The following is an 18,428-nucleotide window of genomic DNA, read 5'->3' as shown; positions in this document are numbered from 1 at the left end:
TTTTGGCGGGCGTGTTGACGTTTCAGGGTTATTTTTGCAGCAATTAGGCTGGCTTTTATGCAAGGCAAAGTCCGTGCCGTGTAGTTATTCTACATAAACGGACGATAACGCAGCAGAAACGCCAGCCAAATGCTGCCCGAAGGGTTCGTCTGGCAAGCCTTTGCTCTTACTTTCTGTCATAAGAGCCGCTCGTCATTTGAGTAGACTACACATCATTCCTCGTTTCGCGAGCACGAGCTTGCCAGAATGAACAAAATCTAATCTCGAAACGTCAACACGCCCGCATAACATCTCGAATATTTTCGATTCATTCTCGATTAATCATCCGTGATTACAATATCTTACCTTTTGTTACATTCTTGTTGTATTAAAGGTTGAACTGGAGGTCAATTAAGGTAATGTAGGGCAGAAATCAAGATGGACTCAATTTAAGGGCCTATTCAAGGACTCTGTTCAAGGACTTTGTTTAAGGGCTCTGTTTAAAAAGGAATAACATGAATCGTAAATTACTGCCTTGGTGCATCGCAGGGGTACTCACTATGAGTGGTCAACTCCACGCCGAAGAAGACAAATACCTTTGGCTTGAAGAAGTTGAAGGCGCAAAGCCGATGGAGTGGGTTAAGGCCCAAAATGCCACTTCTGCCGCTGAAATTAAAGCCTTCAAAGGCTTCGATACCTTAGTAGCCAACAGCCTTGCTATCCTCAATGACAAAGAGCGTATTCCTTACGCCACCCATATTGGCGATAAGCTGTATAACTTCTGGAAGGATGATACCCATGTGCGGGGGATTTACCGTCGCACTACGATGGAAGAATACGCCAAGGCGGATCCAAAGTGGGAAACCGTGCTCGATGTCGATGCCTTAGGCAAAACCGAAGCGGTGAACTGGGTGTTCAAAGGCATTGATTGCCAGTATCCACAGAATCAGCGCTGCTTTGTGTCCTTATCCCGTGGCGGCGCCGATGCGGTCGAAGTGCGTGAATTTGATTTAACCACCAAAGACTTTGTGCCTGCGAAAGACAAACCTTTCTTCTTAAAAGAAGCGAAATCTAGCCTTAGTTGGATTAATACCGATCAGGCATTTGTCGGTACCGATTTTGGCGATGGCCAAAGTATGACGGACTCGGGCTATCCCCGCGTGGTAAAGTTATGGCAACGTGGTACGCCGCTTGAGCAAGCGAAAACCATTTTCAGTGGCGACAAAACTTCGGTCGCGGTATCGGGTTGGGTGATATTTGACGATAAAACCCCACTGAGCCTAGTCACCGAGGCGCATACCTTTTACACCGCTACTCAATATGTTTACCAAGACGGCAAACTCATAAAGCTGCCACTCCCACAGGATGCCGAGATTAAAGGCTATTTCCAAGGCAAGTTGTTTATTGAGCTTAAGAGTGAGTTAGCAACCCCTGCGGCGACATTCAGCCAAGGCGCAGTGGTGTACGCTAATGTGGCGGATTTGATTGCCCAAAAAGCCGCCTTTACTGAATTTGTCAGCCCAACGCCGACCGCATCAATCGCCCAGTTAACGTTCAGTAAGAGCGCAATTTTTGTTAATTGGCTCGATAACGTGAAAAGCAAACTGGTTCGCTATGAGCAAGACGCGAAAGGCGCATGGCAAAGCACGCCCGTACCCTTTGAGGCCAATGGCGCGCTAACCGTGATGGATATGGAGCGTGACAGTGATGATTTCTTTGTCAATTACACGAGTTTCCTTGAACCATCGAGCCTGTATACCGTCAATGCTAAGGCGCTAAAACCGCAAAAAATGAAAGGTATGCCTCAGCAATTTGCGGCGGATAAATTTACCACCGAGCAGTATTTTGCAACCTCAAAGGATGGCACTAAAGTGCCGTATTTTGTGGTGATGGCAAAAGATCTTAAGCTCGATGGCAGTAATCCAACACTGCTTTATGGTTATGGTGGTTTTGAAGTGTCACTGCGCCCAGCCTATTCTGCAACCATTGGTAAAAACTGGTTAGAGCAGGGCGGCGTGTATGTGCTGGCGAATATCCGTGGTGGCGGCGAGTATGGGCCTGCGTGGCATCAAGCGGCGCTTAAGGAAAATCGTCATAAGGCTTACGAGGACTTTGAAGCCATCGCCGAGGATCTCATTGCCCGTAAGATTACCTCGAGCAAGCACTTAGGTATTCAAGGTGGCAGCAATGGTGGTTTGCTGATGGGCGCCGCTTTTACCCGCCGTCCCGATCTCTACAATGCCGTGGTCTGCCAAGTGCCGTTACTCGACATGTACCGCTTCAATAAGTTACTCGCCGGCGCAAGTTGGATGGGGGAATACGGAAATCCCGATGTTCCAGAGGAATGGGCTTACATTAAAACTTATTCGCCATACCATAATCTGCACAAGGATACGCATTATCCAAAGGTGTTCTTCACCACCTCAACCCGTGATGACAGGGTTCACCCAGGACACGCGCGTAAGATGGTGGCCAAGATGAAGGACATGGGTATCGATGTGCTTTACTATGAAAATATCGAAGGTGGGCATGCTGGGGCTGCAGATAATAATCAAGCTGCGGAACTAAATTCAATGGCGTTTGCCTACTTATTACAGCAGTTAAAATAATCGTGACCTTTACACGCAAAAAGTGTCGCGATTAGCACCGAGCAAGTCCCTATAGGTTGGGGAGCAAAAAACGGTCGAATTCATTCAGGTTCGGCCGTTTTTTTAATCCGCATTTTAACTTGTTAATAATATTAATAATTTTATTGAGTGAGCCAAGGTCAGTTGCTAAGATGACATTCATTTTTAGGCATAAGATTACCTTAAGAAAACTAAGTTAGCTTCGGCCCACTATTTATTTGAGAGACCATTACCAGTGCTGACGAGATTTAAAACCCTAACTGTGAATCGCTTCACCTTCCTCACCGCATTATTTTACGTTTGCGTTTTTAATATCCCTCTCTTTGAAGTCATCAAAAAAGGCATTGAAAAACAACCTGATGTGGATCCGATCTTTATCGCCACTATGCCGCTGTTTTTAACCTTTGCACTGAGTTTTGTGTTTTCACTGTTTACGGTGAAGTATCTGGTAAAACCCTTTTTCATCATTCTTACGCTGCTCTCCTCGAGCGTGTTTTTTGCCGCGCTTAAATACAATGTCGTCTTCGACTACGGCATGATTGAAAACACCTTTCAAACCAACAGCGCTGAAGCCTTGATGTATGTGAACTTTGCTTCCATTCTCAACATGCTGCTCACGGGGATTTTACCCGCCTATTTAATTTATAAAGCCGATATCCAATACAAGCCATTTTTTAAAGAATTGCTGCATAAAGTTTTGTTTATGCTGGCGATGCTCGCGGGGCTGGGGATTATCGCCTTCTTCTATTTCCAAGATTACGCCGCCTTTGGTCGCAATAATGATGAGATCAAGCGCTATATCGTGCCGACCTATTTTATTGGTGCGGCCTCTAAATACATTAACGTGCATTATTTGCAAACGCCGATGGAATATCAGCAACTGGGCTTGGATGCAAAAAATGTGACGACCAATGCCAACGGCAAACCTAACCTGTTAGTGCTGGTGGTGGGTGAGACCGCTCGTTCGATGAACTATCAATACTATGGATATGATAGACCGACCAATGCTCACACTGAGGGGCAAGGCTTAATCGCCTTTAAAGATACCCATTCCTGCGGTACGGCCACTGCGGTCTCGCTGCCTTGCATGTTCTCGCGTATGGGACGTGAGGATTACGATTCTCGCCGCGCCTATGCCCAAGACACGGCTATGGATGTACTGAATCACGGCGGGATTAAAGTGCAGTGGTTTGATAATGACTCGGGTTGTAAAGGGGTGTGCGATCAGGTTGAAAACATCACCATCGACCTTAATAGCGATCCTGAACTCTGTTCGGGCCAATATTGTTTCGACCAAGTGCTGCTCAATAAACTCGATGAAGCCTTAGCCAATGCGGAGCAGAAAGACACTGTGATTGCCCTGCATGTGATCGGCAGCCATGGGCCGACGTACTTCCTGCGTTATCCGCCAGAGCACCGTAAATTTACGCCGGATTGCCCACGCAGTGATATTCAAAACTGCAGCGCCGAAGAGCTGATGAACACCTATGACAACACGATTTTGTATACCGATTACATCATTAGTGAAGTGGTGAATAAGCTTAAACAGCAACAAGCTAAGTTTGATACAGCCATGTTCTATGTGTCGGACCACGGCGAATCTCTGGGTGAGAAAGGCATGTATCTGCATGGTGCGCCGTACAGCATCGCGCCGATTGAACAAACCAGTATTCCTATGCTGGCCTGGGTGTCGGAGGATTTCAGCCAAGACAACCATTTAAATATGGCGTGTTTGGCCAAAGAGGCTGAGAAGGGGGGCTTCTCCCACGACAATCTGTTCGACAGTCTGTTGGGATTAATGAACGTACAGACCCAAGTGTATCAGCCTAAGTTAGATATTTTTGCCCGCTGCCGCGGTTAAGTTCAGCGCGCTTGTGAATAGATGAAGGAGGATGGCGACATCCTCCTTTGTTTTTTGCGCGCCATCATAATAATCATTGTGCCCAGTATCCAAATCGAAGTAGTTGAGTTAACTTAAATGATACAAAAACATAACAACCATTGGGTGCGCGATTCATGTCTTCTTCTGCAGCAAATAAAGAGCTCGATTCGGCGGCGCAAATCCTGCGATTAGCCGTGCCACAAATGTCTGCGCTTGATATTCCCGTGACCCCCGAAAACTACACGGTTTGGTATGAGTATTTTGCCCAGTCAAACCTCGACTTAAATCGCGCCATTGATGGCTTTCTGGCAAACAAAGTGGTGTTTACCAAAGAGGTGAATACCAGCCTGTACAAGAATTTTATTCAAGAAAAATCCCCAGAAGTGATTGAGAATGTCCAAATTGAAACTCAAATATTGATCAACTCACTGATCAGTAAAATTTCTCAGTTAACCCAAGGGACTGAGGCCTTTTCAAGTACCCTGGCGGACTTTGGACTGCAACTGCAATCGACCCCCGATGTCTGCACCTTGAACCAATTAGTGGGTGGGGTGATAGATGAAATGCAAAATCTCTTAATCAACAACCAGAACATGGAGCAAAGCTTAACGGCCATGGGGCAAGAGGTGCAGAACTTAAAATCCGAGATGGAGAACCTAAGTTTAGCGGCCATGACAGATCAATTGACCTCTCTGCATAACCGCCGCGCCTACGAGATTGCCATTCAAGATCATATTCACCGCGCGGAGGAGCAGCAAACCCGTTGTAGCCTGTTACTCATCGATATTGACCGCTTTAAATTGTTTAACGACACCTATGGCCATCAAGTGGGGGATAAGGTGTTAGCCTATGTTGCGCTCGCCCTCAAACAATGTGTGCGGGGGGATGACTTTGTCGCCCGCTATGGCGGTGAAGAATTTGTGGTGGTGTTGCCTAACACTCATTTCCACGATGCGCTCCAAGTGGCCGAAACCTTAAGGGAGCGTATCTCAGAGCGGCGTTTAGCCATAGGCAAAGATAAAAAACTCTCCCTAGGCGCGATTACAGTGTCTATCGGCTAAGCCTCATTACAAAAAGGGGACGATGCCGAAACCTTATTCAGCCGAGCGGATAAAGCCTTGTATGAGGCCAAATCCGATGGCCGTAACTGTGTTCGTGGCTAATTATGTCGGTAGAGTCTTTCTGCGGCAGATGTTACAAAGTTTGACTAGCTACCCTAGGGGATAAATGCTTAAGCAGAGTGGTTAATTTGTTTCGTCTTACGTGACTTGCCTGAGCTTTTTTGCATCGTATACCTTTAATTAAAAATGTTTAATGTTAAACATGATCAATGGGTTATCGCAATTTACCTGCCGCTTTTGCATTTTGTTACCTATGTTGCTCAAGTTGGAAATTGCTTTACATCTTTTATCATCCATATAATAAGCAATGCTTACTATGTGGATGACTTATTAAAATGGCATCAAATACCCTAGGCGCACTCTTAAGTGATATTACCCGCATGATGCGCCGCGTATTCCAAGAAACCTACAGGCCCACGGCAGACTGCTCGCTGACACTGTCTCAGGCGAGAGCCTTATTACATATCGAGCGCAACGAAGGTCTTAAACAGATTGAACTGGCGGATCGCCTCGAAATTAAACCTATCACGGCCGCGAGATTAATTGATGTGTTGTGTGACGCAGGTTTGGTTGAACGTAGGCCCGATGCCAAGGACAGACGCGCTTTTCAGTTATTTTTGACTGAAGCGGCTGCGCCCCATTTGGCCGAAATTGAACGCGCCGTGACCATAGTGTACGCCCAAGCCTTTAAAGGATTCGATGAAGCCGAGTCACAGATGGTGGTCCGCTTGTTGTCGCAAATTCATAAAAATTTTTCAGTCTAATCAAAGCTGATCGTCTTTCCTGTTATAAAAAATTCGCGAAGTTGGAGTTGTAGTAATGAGTGACGCAAACCCTCAAGCCCCTCAAGGTAATATGCGTAAAAAACGCAGCGTGTTACTGATTGTGGTTCCTCTGTTATCTGTTTTGACCATAGGTGCGGTTTATCTGCATGGCGGCCGCTACATGGAAACCGATAACGCCTACGTGAAGGCGGATAAAGTCCCCGTGAGTGCTCAAGTGGCCGGGAATGTGGACAGCTTGTATGTGGTGGAAAACCAACGGGTTGAAAAGGGGCAAGTGTTGTTTCGCCTCGACGATGCCATGTTTAAGGTGATGGTCGATAAGGCAAGCGCCAAACTGGCACAGGTCAAAACCGATTTAGCGGTACTCAAGGCGAGTTACCATGAGAAACAAGCCGAAATTACCCTAGCTGAAACCAAGTTAACCTTTGCCGAGAAAGAGCAAAAGCGGCAGGAGAATTTAATCGGTAAACACTTTGTGTCCGAATCTCAGCTTGAAGATGCAAGACAAAATACCGATATCGCGCGGCAGAATATTCAGACCCTGCAAAAAGATTTACACCGCATTGCCGAAAGCTTAGGTGGCAGCCCCGATTTTCCGATTGAACAACATCCCAGTTATTTAGAAGCTTTAGCCCAATTAAATGAAGCCAAGCTTGATTTAAGCCGCGTGGAGATTAAAGCCCCAGTATCAGGTGTCGTTAGCCAACTGCCTAAGTTGGGACAATATGTGAATGTTGGCGCCATCGCTTTAGCGCTGGTGGCCGATCATGCCCTCTGGATTGAGGCTAACTTCACCGAAACCGATTTAACCCACGTCAAACCCGGACAAAAGGTCAATATCCATATCGATACCTTTCCCGACAATCGCTGGCAAGGTACGGTCGAGAGTTTAAGTCCGGCAACCGGCGCTGAGTTCTCGCTGATCCCCGCGCAAAATGCCACGGGCAACTGGGTGAAAATCGCCCAGCGCGTTCCGGTGCGAATTGCCATTGATACTGTGTTACCCGAGGCGCCGCTGCGTGCCGGATTAAGCGCCGTGGTGGATATCGATACTGAATATCAACGTAAGTTGTTGGGTTTTAGTCTGTGAGTCAGCAAGTAATCGCAGGGCAAGACCATGCCCAAGCTGAGGGCGTGAATTCGAGCGACGCTTTGCAAGCCGATACTAAACCTAAGTCTGAGCAACACCTTGGGTTTATCACGCTTTCGGTGATGCTGGCGACCATTATGCAAGCGCTGGATACTACGATTGCCAACGTGGCCTTGCCCCATATGCAGGGCAGCATGGGGGCAACTCAGGATCAAATCTCTTGGGTGTTAACCTCCTATATTGTGGCCGCGGCGATTTTTATGCCGCTGACGGGTTTTTTAACCGCAAGGCTTGGGCGTAAACGGGTATTTATGTGGGCTGTGGTGGGCTTTACGATTGCCTCTATGCTCTGCGGCGCGGCGCAAAACCTCGAGCAAATTGTGTTATTTCGCTTATTGCAAGGGGTGTTTGGTGCCAGCTTAGTGCCTTTATCCCAATCGGTATTACTCGACAGTTACCCGCCAGAGCGCCATGGTTCGGCCATGGCCCTTTGGGGAGTGGGTGTGATGGTCGGGCCGATTTTGGGGCCATCCCTCGGTGGTTGGTTAACTGAGTATTACAACTGGCGCTGGGTGTTCTATATTAATCTGCCTTTTGGGCTATTGGCCTGGTTTGGTCTTGCCGCCTATGTGAAAGAAACGCCACTGGACCATAGCCGTAAGTTCGATTTACTCGGTTTTGCCATGTTGAGTCTGGCCATTGGCGCCTTGCAAATGTTGCTCGATAGGGGAGAATCCCTCGATTGGTTTTCTAGTCGCGAAATTGTTATCGAAGCCATTATTGCTGGCATGGCGTTTTATTTGTTTGTGGCCCATATCTTTACCCATAAACATCCCTTTATTGAGCCAGGGCTGTTTAAGGACAGAAACTTCAGTGTGGGGCTTATCTTCATCTTTATCATTGGGATTATTCTGCTGGCGACCATGGCCTTACTGCCGCCGTTTATGCAGAACCTGTTAGGTTATCCTGTGATTGATGTGGGCTACTTGCTGGCGCCAAGGGGCGTCGGCACTATGATCGCCATGATGACTGTGGGTAAGCTCGCCGGCAAAGTGGATGTGCGCTACCAAATCTTTTTAGGTTTGATGCTCACTATTTTGTCCCTATGGGAGATGACGGGTTTTAACACCAATATTACCGGCTGGGACATAGTGCGCACTGGGGTTATCCAGGGCCTTGGCTTAGGGTTTATCTTTGTACCGCTCTCGACCATTACCTTTGCAACCTTAGCGGCGAAATACCGTAATGAGGGGACTGCGCTCTTTAGTCTGATGCGAAATATCGGCAGCAGCATAGGGATCTCTGTGGTGATCACCTATCTTGCTCAGCACACACAGATGAATCATGCGGTGTTTGCCGATTACATTCATCCCTTTAGTTTTGCGCTGCAACATGCTGTTGATGTTCATGCCGTTGATTTATCGACGACGCAGGGCATGGCATTACTCAATGCCGAAGTGAATCGTCAGGCGGCTACCTTGGCCTATTTGCAGGACTTTAGATTAATGATGTGGGTGACGTTATCCGCCGTGCCCTTAGTGTTTCTGCTTAAAGGCGTGCATAAAAAACCAAAGCTTTAAGGCGATCAGTAAATCGGGGTTTAGTGGGTTCAGCTAAGCGCTAACTGCATGATAAATAAAAACGCCGCATCTTTTGAGTGCGGCGTTTTTTATTGTGTTCAGCGAACCGAAGCTTGCTTCGCGCTATTGACTGCTATTGGCATTGGGCGCCTTAAGATCCATATGCATTTTGATCAAATGTTCCTCCATATCGAAGGTGACCTTAAAGCCTAAGCTCTTGGCAAGGCTTGCCATATTACGGTTTTCAAACATGGTAAAGCCCGTCAGCACTGGAGTGTCGTTGGCTTGATAGTATTTAATCAATTTTTCGAGCAGTAATTTACCCAGCCCAATACCTTGGTGATCGCCTCGCACCGCCATGGCAAATTCGGCTTCGGTATTGTCGGGATCGATGGAGGCCCTGACCGCACCTAAGGTAATGTCATCACCGTCCGGCCCCTTGGCGGTGGCGATAAACGCCATTTCGCGGGCATAGTCGATTTGGGTCAGTACTGCCATTTCCTCGTGGGTCATCTTAGAGCGCACACCAAAGTAGCGTTTGTATCTATCTTCATCGGAGAGGGAATTATCAAAGGCCAAATGCTTGGGCTCATCCTCGGGCAGAATCGGGCGCAGCATGACTTTAAGGCCATTTTTAAGCTCGGCAAATTCCTCTAATTCCTTGGGATAAGGCATGATGGCAAGGCGCGAGGTATTATCGGTATTGGCATCGTGCAGACGGATATTCACATCGAGCAGGGTGATGTTTTCCCCCGCCGCCAGCACAGGGTTAAGATCTAATGATGCTATCTCTGGGCAGTCGATGATGATGTGGGAAATTTGCGTCAGCATCACGCATAGGGCGTTCATATCCAGCCCCAGCGGTAAATGCCTGTCCTTTAACTTATGGGTCTTTAAAGCTTGGATCACCATGTAGCGGGCCAGTGCCATATTGAGTGGCGGCAAGGCGACCGCGGCATCTTGAGTCGGATCCCACTCCGAGCCGCCTTCACCTAAACAGATGGCCGGGCCGAACACGGGATCACTTATCACGGCGACCCGAATTTCCTGCGCGCCCGCGGTCAAGGCCATCTTCTGCACTATCATGCCCTCGATAATCGCGTCGGGATTGGCCTGATGCACCCTCTGGGTAATTGCATTGGCGGCATGGCGAATATCATCTGCCGAGGTGAGGTTAAGCATGACGCCGTGGACATCGGATTTATGCAAAATATTCGGTGATTGCACCTTGAGCGCGAGGGGATAACCCGCCTCGTTGGCGATGGCGACGGCCTCATCGGCATCTTTGACAAACCAAGTGTCGATAGTATTGAGACCATAGGCGCGCAAAATCGGGCTAGCCTCGTGGGTTTCGAGCACCGCTTTGCCCTTGGCCTGCGCCGCTTGCAGCAGTTTTCGCGCCGTTTGGCTATCGGTTGGAATATTGTCGGGGATCGACTGCGGCACTTCCTGCAGCAGTTTTTGGTTACGGCGATATTCCACCATATGCATAAAGGCACCGACCGCACCTTCGGGGGTGCGATAGGTAGAGATGCCGCCCTTGGTAAAGCGTTTGCGGGCCTGATAGGCCGAGTCTTCACCGCTCCAGTTGGTGAGGATATTTAAGCGGTTTTTCTTCGGATGCGCGTGGATCACTTTAATTAAGGCATCGGCAATCTCGACACTTTCGCCAAGGGCGGACGGCGAATGCAGCACTAAGATGGCGTCTAATTCTTCACAATCCATCAAGATATTAAGCGCGCTGGAGTAACGGCTGGCGTTGGCATCGCCGATAATATCGACGGGATTTTGTTTCGACCAAGTATTGGGCAGTACGGCATCGAGTTTCGCTATGGTGTCTTGGGATAATTCTGCCAGTTTACCACCGCGTAGGATCAGTTCATCGACGGCTAATACCGCGGGGCCGCCACCATTACTGATAATGCCTAATCGCTCGCCCTGCAATGGATTAGAGTGGGCGAGACTTTCTACTGCGGCAAAAAGTTCAATCAAATCATTTACCCGCAGCATACCCGCGCGCCTAAAGGCGGCTTCATACACGGCATCGTTGCCGCCAATCCCACCCGTATGTAATTTAGCGGCACGCACGCCTTCAGCGCTGCGGCCGGATTTAATCACTAATATGGGCTTATTGCGGGAAGCGGCGCGGGCGGCGGAGAGGAAATGGCGCTTTTCATTGACCGAATCGATATACAACATGATGGCGCTGGTACGGCTATCGCGCCCGAGGAAATCGAGTAATTCATCGAAGTTAATATCGGTGGCATCCCCAAGGGAAATAAAGGATGAGAAGCCAATGCCTTTGTTATTCGCCCAATCCAGCACTGTGGTACAAATGGCGGCTGATTGCGATACAAAAGCAATTTTGCCGGGCAGGGCGCTGGCATGGGCCAAACTGGCATTGAGTCCTAGCGGCGGCAATAACATCCCCAAACTATTGGGGCCAAGAATGCGCATGCCGTAGCGTTTAGCATGTTGCATGGCTAAGTCGAGTAGGCTGACACCTTCTTCATTGACTTCCTGTGCCATGCCGGAGGCCATGATAATCGCCACTTTACAGCCGAATTGGGCTAGGGTTTCGACGATGGCGGGCACGCGGCTGGCGCGGGTACAGATGACCGCTAAATCGGGCTTTATCGGCAAGGCTTCAATATTGGGATAAGCAAGCACCCCCATCACGGCGCGGTATTTTGGCGTCACGGGCATGATGGGGCCAGAAAATCCGCTCGAGAGCAGGTTTTTCATCAGCACATTACCGGCACGTTTCTCGCTATTGGAGGCGCCAATAATGGCTACGGATGTGGGTTTAAATAAGGAGTGTAATGTACGTTGACTCATAAAAGATCCCATCCCAGTCGAAGACATCGCCAGTGTAACCTAGCCTGTAGTGGCTGCACAGCTAAGTTTATGTATCCACTAGACAAGTCTCTACATTAATCAGTCATTCGCCTGACTGCAGACCGAATGCCTGTATAGCGTATCCATTTTGCGCATGCCGTTCTGATTTTAGTGAAAAAAGTCGATTAGCTGTTTGAAAACCCCTGAATATGAAACTACTTTTTAATCACAGATCAATAATTGCGAAGTCTCTATGACATACAAGGATGGCATTGTTGCAGTGTTTGCTGCAGTAATAGGATATTTCATCGGCAGCTTAGTCAGCTTTGTACTGAGTCCCTTAATTGCCGTGATAATCATGCTTGCTTGGCAGTTTTATCGACAATCTTCAGCATCTCAAACCGCCACTCACGCCTATGCTACTCCAAGTGCCCGCGCCGATTGGCAAGATCAGCTTAATCTCTATCAAGAAGTATCAGTCTCATTAAAAACCTGCGAGCAGAGTATCGACGATGTGCTGTCGGTGCAGTCGGATGCGGTCAACCTATTGGGCGGCGCCTTCGATGGTCTTGGAAAGCTGATGAATGAGCAAAGCGAGTTTATCTCAGCACTGGTGCATAGCAACGATGATGAAGAGATTTTCCATTCAGAGCAGATGAAGTTATTTGCCAATAACACCTCGACCACGTTGGAGCGTTTTATTCAATCGACCATTGAAATGTCAGCCTCTAATATCGATTTGCTCGAGAAAGTGAATGTGATTTATGAATCTATGCCCCAAGCGATGAAGGCATTAAAGGATATCGACCAAATCTCTTCGCAAACCAATTTACTGGCCTTGAACGCGGCAATTGAGGCCGCCCGTGCAGGGGATGCGGGTAGAGGCTTTGCTGTGGTGGCCGATGAGGTGCGCGCCTTGTCTAACCGCAGCGCTGGTTTTAGCGAAAGTATTCAAAAACAATTACATACAATTCAAGTGCAAATTGAACAGTTAACCCATCAAGTGAGTAAAGTGGCTGCTCAGGATATGTCTTACATTATCGAGGCGAAAAAAGATCTCGATACGGCATTGAAACAAATTATTGTTAAAGCAGAAAAAGACGCTGTGGTTATCGAACGGATCGACACTTCTGCACACGAATTAGAAAGCGCCATCGCCGATACGATCCGTGGTTTACAATTTAGCGATATTACCTCGCAAAGTTTGATTTACACCAATCAGAGTCTGAAACATTTGCGTGAATCTATTAATCGAGTCACGGCAATGTCGCCTGAAGAATTCGATGAACATTGCGATGGCCTGGTTTCTCAGATCAGTAGTCGGCGTACCAACACTCATAATCCAGTATCCGCAAGTCAAATTAGTTGTGGTGAGATTGAGCTTTTCTAAACAGGGACGATTCTGATGGCTAATATTTTCTATATCTCTTTGCCTGAACGTTTTGATTTTTATCATCATAAAAAATTCACCAGCGACTATCAAAAAGCCTTTCTCGAAGAAGATATTAAGCACTTAGTGTTGGACTTTAGCCGCGTGCTTTACATTGATAGTTCGGCGCTGGGGATGATGGTGCTGCTACATCGTAAGGCGCTTGAGCGTCAGATCAGCACTGCGATTCGTGGATTACATGGGCAAGCCGAAGAAATTATTACCATTGCCAATATGGGACGTTTGTATCTTGTTGAACGGGATGAATAAGTGCCTAAAAGCCAACGTTATATTCTGGTCATTGATGATGACTTAGTCACAAACCAAATTCTTACGGCGTTTATTCACAGTAAAGGGTGGGGGGTGATCACTTGCTGTAATCTAGAAGAAGCTTATGAAGAAATTAATCAGCAAAATATCGAGCTTATTTTATTAGACTATTATTTGCCCGATGGTACCGCACTAACCTTACTAGAAAGATTGCGATACCGTGAGCCAACCGTCCCTGTTATTGTGATCAGTGCGGATAATGAATATCAAAAGATATTATCCTGCTTTCGGTTAGGCGCCTTAGATTTTATTATTAAACCGATTAATTTAGAACTCTTCTGGCATAAAGTTGAAGGGCTTTTAGCGCATTTTTCCTTAGAGAAGCAAGTTAAGCAGCAACGTTCAATATTGGAAAAAATGTTGTATCAAAAAGCCCGCGAAGAACAAATGGCAAGACATTTATTTGAGCACCTCGTTAATATTCGCAATGCCAGTTTTGATTTCGTTAAATCCTTTACCCAAGCCAGTGCTAATTTTAGCGGCGATATTATTCTTAATACCGTTGGTCCCAACGGAAACTTCTTTTTAATTATTGCGGATTCGACTGGCCATGGATTAAGCGCGGCTATGCCGATTTTGCGGGTGGCCAATACCTTTAGGGCCATGGTCGCGAAAGGCTTTAATCTCGTCAGTTTGATTTATGAACTTAATGCTAACGTATATGAAGATAGCCCTGGCGATCGTTTTGTGGCGGCTGTGGTCTTAGAGATAGATTTCTTTAAAAATCAAATCAATCTTTGGAATGGCGGCATGCCGGACGCATTGCTTTATCAAGATGAATTGGAAAGCGATTCGGCTTATGCCGAGCATGAGCATATACAGAAATACCGCTCTAAAAACATGGCGTTAGGGATTTTATCTCCCAGTGCGTTTGTGGCCAATATTGCCACTTTCCCCATTCCGCGTACGGGCCGGATCTGTTTACTCAGTGACGGGTTAATTGAACAGCAGAGTAAGAGCAAAGGCGGCGCATTTTTTGGTATGGATAGCGTGATTTCGCTGCTGAGTTTCTATGGCCGCGATTTAACCGAATACCTAAGAACAAAACTCAAAACCATTTTTGAACATGAGATCACAGATGATATTGCGGTCTGTGTACTCGATTTTGAGTTATTACATAATTGGTATCGAGAACGAGAACATAAATCGAGTCAAATTTGTATGCGGGGAGAGTTTGCATGGGCCATTAAAATGATGGGGGCCATGTTGTTGAATGTGGATTATTTAAATTCACTGAATCAGTTTTTGAATATTTTTGGGTTTTCTACTACGTTTAGTCAGAGAGTATTTACTGTTGTTTCTGAGTTAGTTACTAACGCAGTTGACCATGGTGTACTCAAGTTAGACTCTCGTCTTAAAAATGATCCTGAACGTTTTGAGTTATATCACAGTATACGTGAAAGCAGCATCGACAAGCTTAAGGCTGAAGATTGGGTCAAAGTTGAGCTTGAATGGCATGCGCAACTCAGCGAACTTTGGATTAGCGTTTCAGACAGTGGAGAGGGTTATCTTCCTAATGAGCAGGAGGCAATAACAGATTGGTTTCAAATTTCGGGTCGTGGGCTTTTATTGGTGAAATCCCTCTCTAAGAGCTATGAATTAGTGGCTCCAGGAAATAAAACTAAAGTCATAATGGAATGGTAGATGAGTAAAAAAATATTAATTGTTGATGACTCGGCCGCGATCAGACAGATGGTTGAGGCGACGTTAAAGTCGGCAAATTACCAAGTCGTGCTCGCCAAGGATGGTCGTGAAGCCCTAGATTTATGTGGTGGACAACGATTCGATTTTATTTTGACGGATCAAAATATGCCCCGTATGGACGGTTTGACGCTCATTAAATCCCTTAGGGGCATGTCGGCCTTTATGCGCACTCCCATTGTTATGCTAACCACCGAAGCCGGAGAAGACATGAAGGCGCAAGGTCGAGCCGCTGGCGCAACGGGATGGATGGTCAAGCCCTTTGATCCGCAGAAGCTATTAGCTATCACAGCCAAAGTTCTGGGCTAAACTAGGTCGGGGTGTGCTATGTCCATTAATATGGCAGAGTTCCATCAGGTTTTTTTTGAAGAAAGCCACGAACATCTTGAAAATATGGAGCAATTGCTCCTTGCATTAGATTTAGACGCCCCCGATCCCGAAGAATTAAATACCATTTTTCGCGCTGCTCATTCGATTAAAGGCGGCAGTGGCATCTTTGGTTTTACCGCGCTTACCAGCGTGACCCATGTAATGGAGAATTTGCTCGATAAGACCCGTAAGGGCACGTTTGAGCTTTCCTCCTCAGTGATTGATCTTCTGCTTCGTACCGTCGATACCCTTTCACATATTTTAAACCTCTATCGGGAAGAGGAGCCCATCGATTGGCAACAGGTGGAGTTTGCTAAAAACCAGCTGGTGGCGGTCTTAAATGGCGAAACCTTTTCTACTCAAACCGCCAATGCGGCAAATGGGGTGAGTGCCGCTAATCCCAATACCAATAATCAGACCGAAGATAAACCCTTACAAGCTGCGGTTACGTCAAGCGTGGCCACTCAATCAGTAGACGATAGCTTCGGTTTTTTTGAGGATGAAGTGGAGCTTGGGTTAGTCGATGAAACGGAACATTTCGGCTTTTTTGATGAGGCTTATACCGCAAAGGAAATCCGCGCCGAGGATATTAATGCCAAGCCTTCAGCGGTGCTTAAGACCAGTACGAACGAACATATTGCCGTTAATAAAGCAGCGCCAGTAAATGAAGACTCGGCAGTAAATGGTTATGGACTGGATGATGAACTGGGCTATGGCTTTTTTGAGTCATTAACACCCGAGACATTCGCCAGTGAAATCGATGCCTTAACCTCAGCATCGGCAAAAGCCAATCCAATGAAAGATGCGATATCGCCCCTTGATGTACAGACTGAAAGCTCAATATCGAAGCCGACTCGAGCGAAAAAACAGTCAAAGGAGGCAAAGCCACTCCAAGCAAACACCAGTACTAACGCAGAGACAACGCAACTACTATCTTCCTCTGCTGCAATCAGCGCAGCACCAGCCAGTAGTAACCAACCCGCAGCGAAAAAAGCCAGTGCCGCCAGCCAAGATGCCACTTTGAGGGTAGAAACCTCCAAGATAGATACCTTGGTTAATCTTGCGGGTGAATTGGTGATCACCCAATCCATGCTCACCCTTATCGGCAATGAACTGGGCGGTGAATTAGGTGAGCGGCTAAAAACCGCGCTTAATGAGTTAGAACGCAATACCCGGGAAATGCAGGAAGCCGTCATGTCGGTGCGCATGTTACCCGTGTCGTTTGTGTTTAATCGTTTTCATCGACTGGTGCGGGATTTATCGGATCAGCTTGGCAAAAATGTCAGTCTGGTGATTGAGGGCGGTAACACTGAAATTGATAAGGGGATGATTGAAAAGTTAGTCGATCCGCTCACTCACCTTGTTCGTAACAGTCTTGACCATGGTATTGAAAAACCAGAAAAAAGACTTGCAGCAGGCAAAACTGAAGCCGGTGTCTTGTCCCTTAAAGCCAGTCAGCGCGGCGGCAGTATAGTGATCGCCGTCCACGATGATGGCGGCGGTTTAAACCGCGAGCGCATTTTGCAAAAGGCCCGGGAAAATGGCATGGCACTGCCCGAGAACATGACGGACAAACAAGTGTGGCAATTGATCTTTGCCGCAGGGTTCTCAACGGCGGCTGAGGTTACCGATGTCTCGGGGCGCGGCGTGGGTATGGATGTGGTACGCAAGAATATTGAGGCCTTAGGTGGTCGCATCGATATTGATTCCGTTGCGGGTCAGGGCGCGACCTTCGAAATCCAACTTCCTCTTACCTTAGCCATTGTCGATGGCATGAGCGTCAGCGTAGGCAATCAAATTTATATCTTACCTTTAGTACACATTATCGAATCGATACAACCGCAAACTGAGCAGCTTAAATTTTTGGCCAAAGAGCGGTTACTCAGGGTGCGGGAAGAATATTTACCCCTACTAAACCTCTATCAATTAATGGAAATCGAACCCCAAGCTAAGACGCCAGAAGCCGGCATAGTGGTCTTGCTCGAAAGCAATAATAAACGCTTTGGCCTGTGTGTCGATGCACTCGTCGGGCAGCAACAAGTGGTGATCAAGAGCCTTGAAAAACATTATCGGCGGATCCCCGGCGTATCGGGGGCGACCATCATGGGCGATGGCAGCGTGGCCTTGATCCTCGATGTTGAATCACTTGCACTGCATATCAAAAATTAACTAAGGATGTCGCAATGGATAACCGCACGAACACGGTGAGTAAGCAGGAGTACAGCGTCCACGATGAGGTCGAGTTTTTAAGTTTTGTGCTGGGTGAAGAACACTATGCGCTCGACATTATGTCGGTGAAGGAGATCCGCGGGTATGAGCCTGTCACCAAAATCGCCAATGCGCCGAGTTTTATCAAAGGCGTACTGAATCTTAGGGGCGATATCGTACCTATTGTCGATTTAAGGATGAAGTTTGCCGTGGGCAGTGCGACCTACAACGAGTTCACCATCGTCATTATGTTGAATGTGTTTGACCGTATCGTCGGGATTGTCGTCGATGCGGTGTCGGATGTGATTAAACTCGCCGCCGAAGAAATTCTACCCGCCCCCGAATTTGGGGTGGCCTTCGATAGCCGTTACCTCAAGGGGCTGGCAACGGTAGAAGACAAGATGATCATTTTGGTAAATATACAGGCTCTGATCAGCAGTGATGAGCTGGGTCTAATTGATGCAAATAGTCTGTCTGATCAGGAGTAAT

General features: G+C 47.3%; 12 protein-coding genes and 1 pseudogene. 12 read left to right on the top strand and 1 reads right to left on the bottom strand.

Going from position 1 to position 18,428, the window contains the following annotated elements; genetic code table 11:
- The first annotated feature begins 494 nt into the window (after positions 1 to 494).
- The 6 genes and pseudogenes from SHEWMR4_RS11090 to SHEWMR4_RS11065 all read left to right on the top strand — a co-directional run bounded on the left by SHEWMR4_RS11090 (position 495) and on the right by SHEWMR4_RS11065 (position 9,064).
- On the top strand, positions 495 to 2,588 hold the full coding sequence (locus tag SHEWMR4_RS11090) for a prolyl oligopeptidase family serine peptidase (protein WP_011622867.1): 2,094 nt from the start codon (positions 495 to 497) through the stop codon (positions 2,586 to 2,588).
- A 253-nt stretch (positions 2,589 to 2,841) separates the two neighbouring features.
- The gene (locus SHEWMR4_RS11085) at positions 2,842 to 4,467 is read left to right on the top strand and encodes a phosphoethanolamine transferase (RefSeq protein WP_011622866.1); all 1,626 of its coding nucleotides are present in this window, start codon (positions 2,842 to 2,844) and stop codon (positions 4,465 to 4,467) included.
- Positions 4,468 to 4,622: 155 nt separating this feature from the next.
- A pseudogene (locus SHEWMR4_RS11080) lies at positions 4,623 to 5,651 on the top strand (GGDEF domain-containing protein).
- A gap of 293 nt (positions 5,652 to 5,944) precedes the next feature.
- The gene (locus SHEWMR4_RS11075; RefSeq protein ID WP_011622864.1) at positions 5,945 to 6,373 is read left to right on the top strand and encodes a MarR family winged helix-turn-helix transcriptional regulator; all 429 of its coding nucleotides are present in this window, start codon (positions 5,945 to 5,947) and stop codon (positions 6,371 to 6,373) included.
- Between the two features lie 55 nt (positions 6,374 to 6,428).
- Positions 6,429 to 7,484 carry an HlyD family secretion protein gene (locus tag SHEWMR4_RS11070; RefSeq protein ID WP_011622863.1) on the top strand — a complete coding sequence of 352 codons (1,056 nt, stop codon included), beginning with the start codon at positions 6,429 to 6,431 and terminating at the stop codon, positions 7,482 to 7,484.
- The gene (locus SHEWMR4_RS11065; protein WP_011622862.1) at positions 7,481 to 9,064 is read left to right on the top strand and encodes a DHA2 family efflux MFS transporter permease subunit; all 1,584 of its coding nucleotides are present in this window, start codon (positions 7,481 to 7,483) and stop codon (positions 9,062 to 9,064) included. Before SHEWMR4_RS11070 ends, SHEWMR4_RS11065 begins: the two co-directional genes overlap by 4 nt.
- A 123-nt stretch (positions 9,065 to 9,187) precedes the next feature.
- On the opposite strand, the gene SHEWMR4_RS11060 is transcribed toward SHEWMR4_RS11065, so the two are convergent.
- Positions 9,188 to 11,902, bottom strand: coding sequence for an acetate--CoA ligase family protein (locus SHEWMR4_RS11060; protein ID WP_041408776.1), 2,715 nt, complete (start codon positions 11,900 to 11,902; stop codon positions 9,188 to 9,190).
- A gap of 253 nt (positions 11,903 to 12,155) precedes the next feature.
- Here SHEWMR4_RS11060 and SHEWMR4_RS11055 point away from each other — a divergent pair, with 253 nt between their 5' ends.
- The 6 genes from SHEWMR4_RS11055 to SHEWMR4_RS11030 are packed head-to-tail and all read left to right on the top strand — an operon-like array spanning position 12,156 to position 18,427.
- Positions 12,156 to 13,292, top strand: a complete 1,137-nt coding sequence (locus tag SHEWMR4_RS11055; protein WP_011622860.1) for a methyl-accepting chemotaxis protein — start codon at positions 12,156 to 12,158, stop codon at positions 13,290 to 13,292.
- A gap of 15 nt (positions 13,293 to 13,307) precedes the next feature.
- Positions 13,308 to 13,601, top strand: coding sequence for an STAS domain-containing protein (locus SHEWMR4_RS11050; RefSeq protein ID WP_011622859.1), 294 nt, complete (start codon positions 13,308 to 13,310; stop codon positions 13,599 to 13,601).
- Entirely contained in the window at positions 13,602 to 15,305 is a 1,704-nt protein-coding gene (locus SHEWMR4_RS11045; RefSeq protein ID WP_011622858.1) for a fused response regulator/phosphatase, read from the top strand.
- Positions 15,306 to 15,671, top strand: a complete 366-nt coding sequence (locus SHEWMR4_RS11040) for a response regulator (protein ID WP_011622857.1) — start codon at positions 15,306 to 15,308, stop codon at positions 15,669 to 15,671.
- An 18-nt stretch (positions 15,672 to 15,689) separates the two neighbouring features.
- Positions 15,690 to 17,900, top strand: a complete 2,211-nt coding sequence (locus SHEWMR4_RS11035; RefSeq protein WP_011622856.1) for a chemotaxis protein CheA — start codon at positions 15,690 to 15,692, stop codon at positions 17,898 to 17,900.
- A 14-nt stretch (positions 17,901 to 17,914) separates the two neighbouring features.
- Positions 17,915 to 18,427 (top strand): chemotaxis protein CheW, encoded by a 513-nt coding sequence (locus SHEWMR4_RS11030; RefSeq protein WP_011622855.1) that lies wholly within the window; start codon positions 17,915 to 17,917, stop codon positions 18,425 to 18,427.
- Position 18,428: the final 1 nt, after the last annotated feature.

This window comes from Shewanella sp. MR-4 (genome assembly GCF_000014685.1).
Taxonomy (GTDB): Bacteria; Pseudomonadota; Gammaproteobacteria; order Enterobacterales; family Shewanellaceae; genus Shewanella.
Note: the sequence above shows the minus strand (reverse complement) of the source record. Positions and strands in the feature narration are given on the sequence as shown.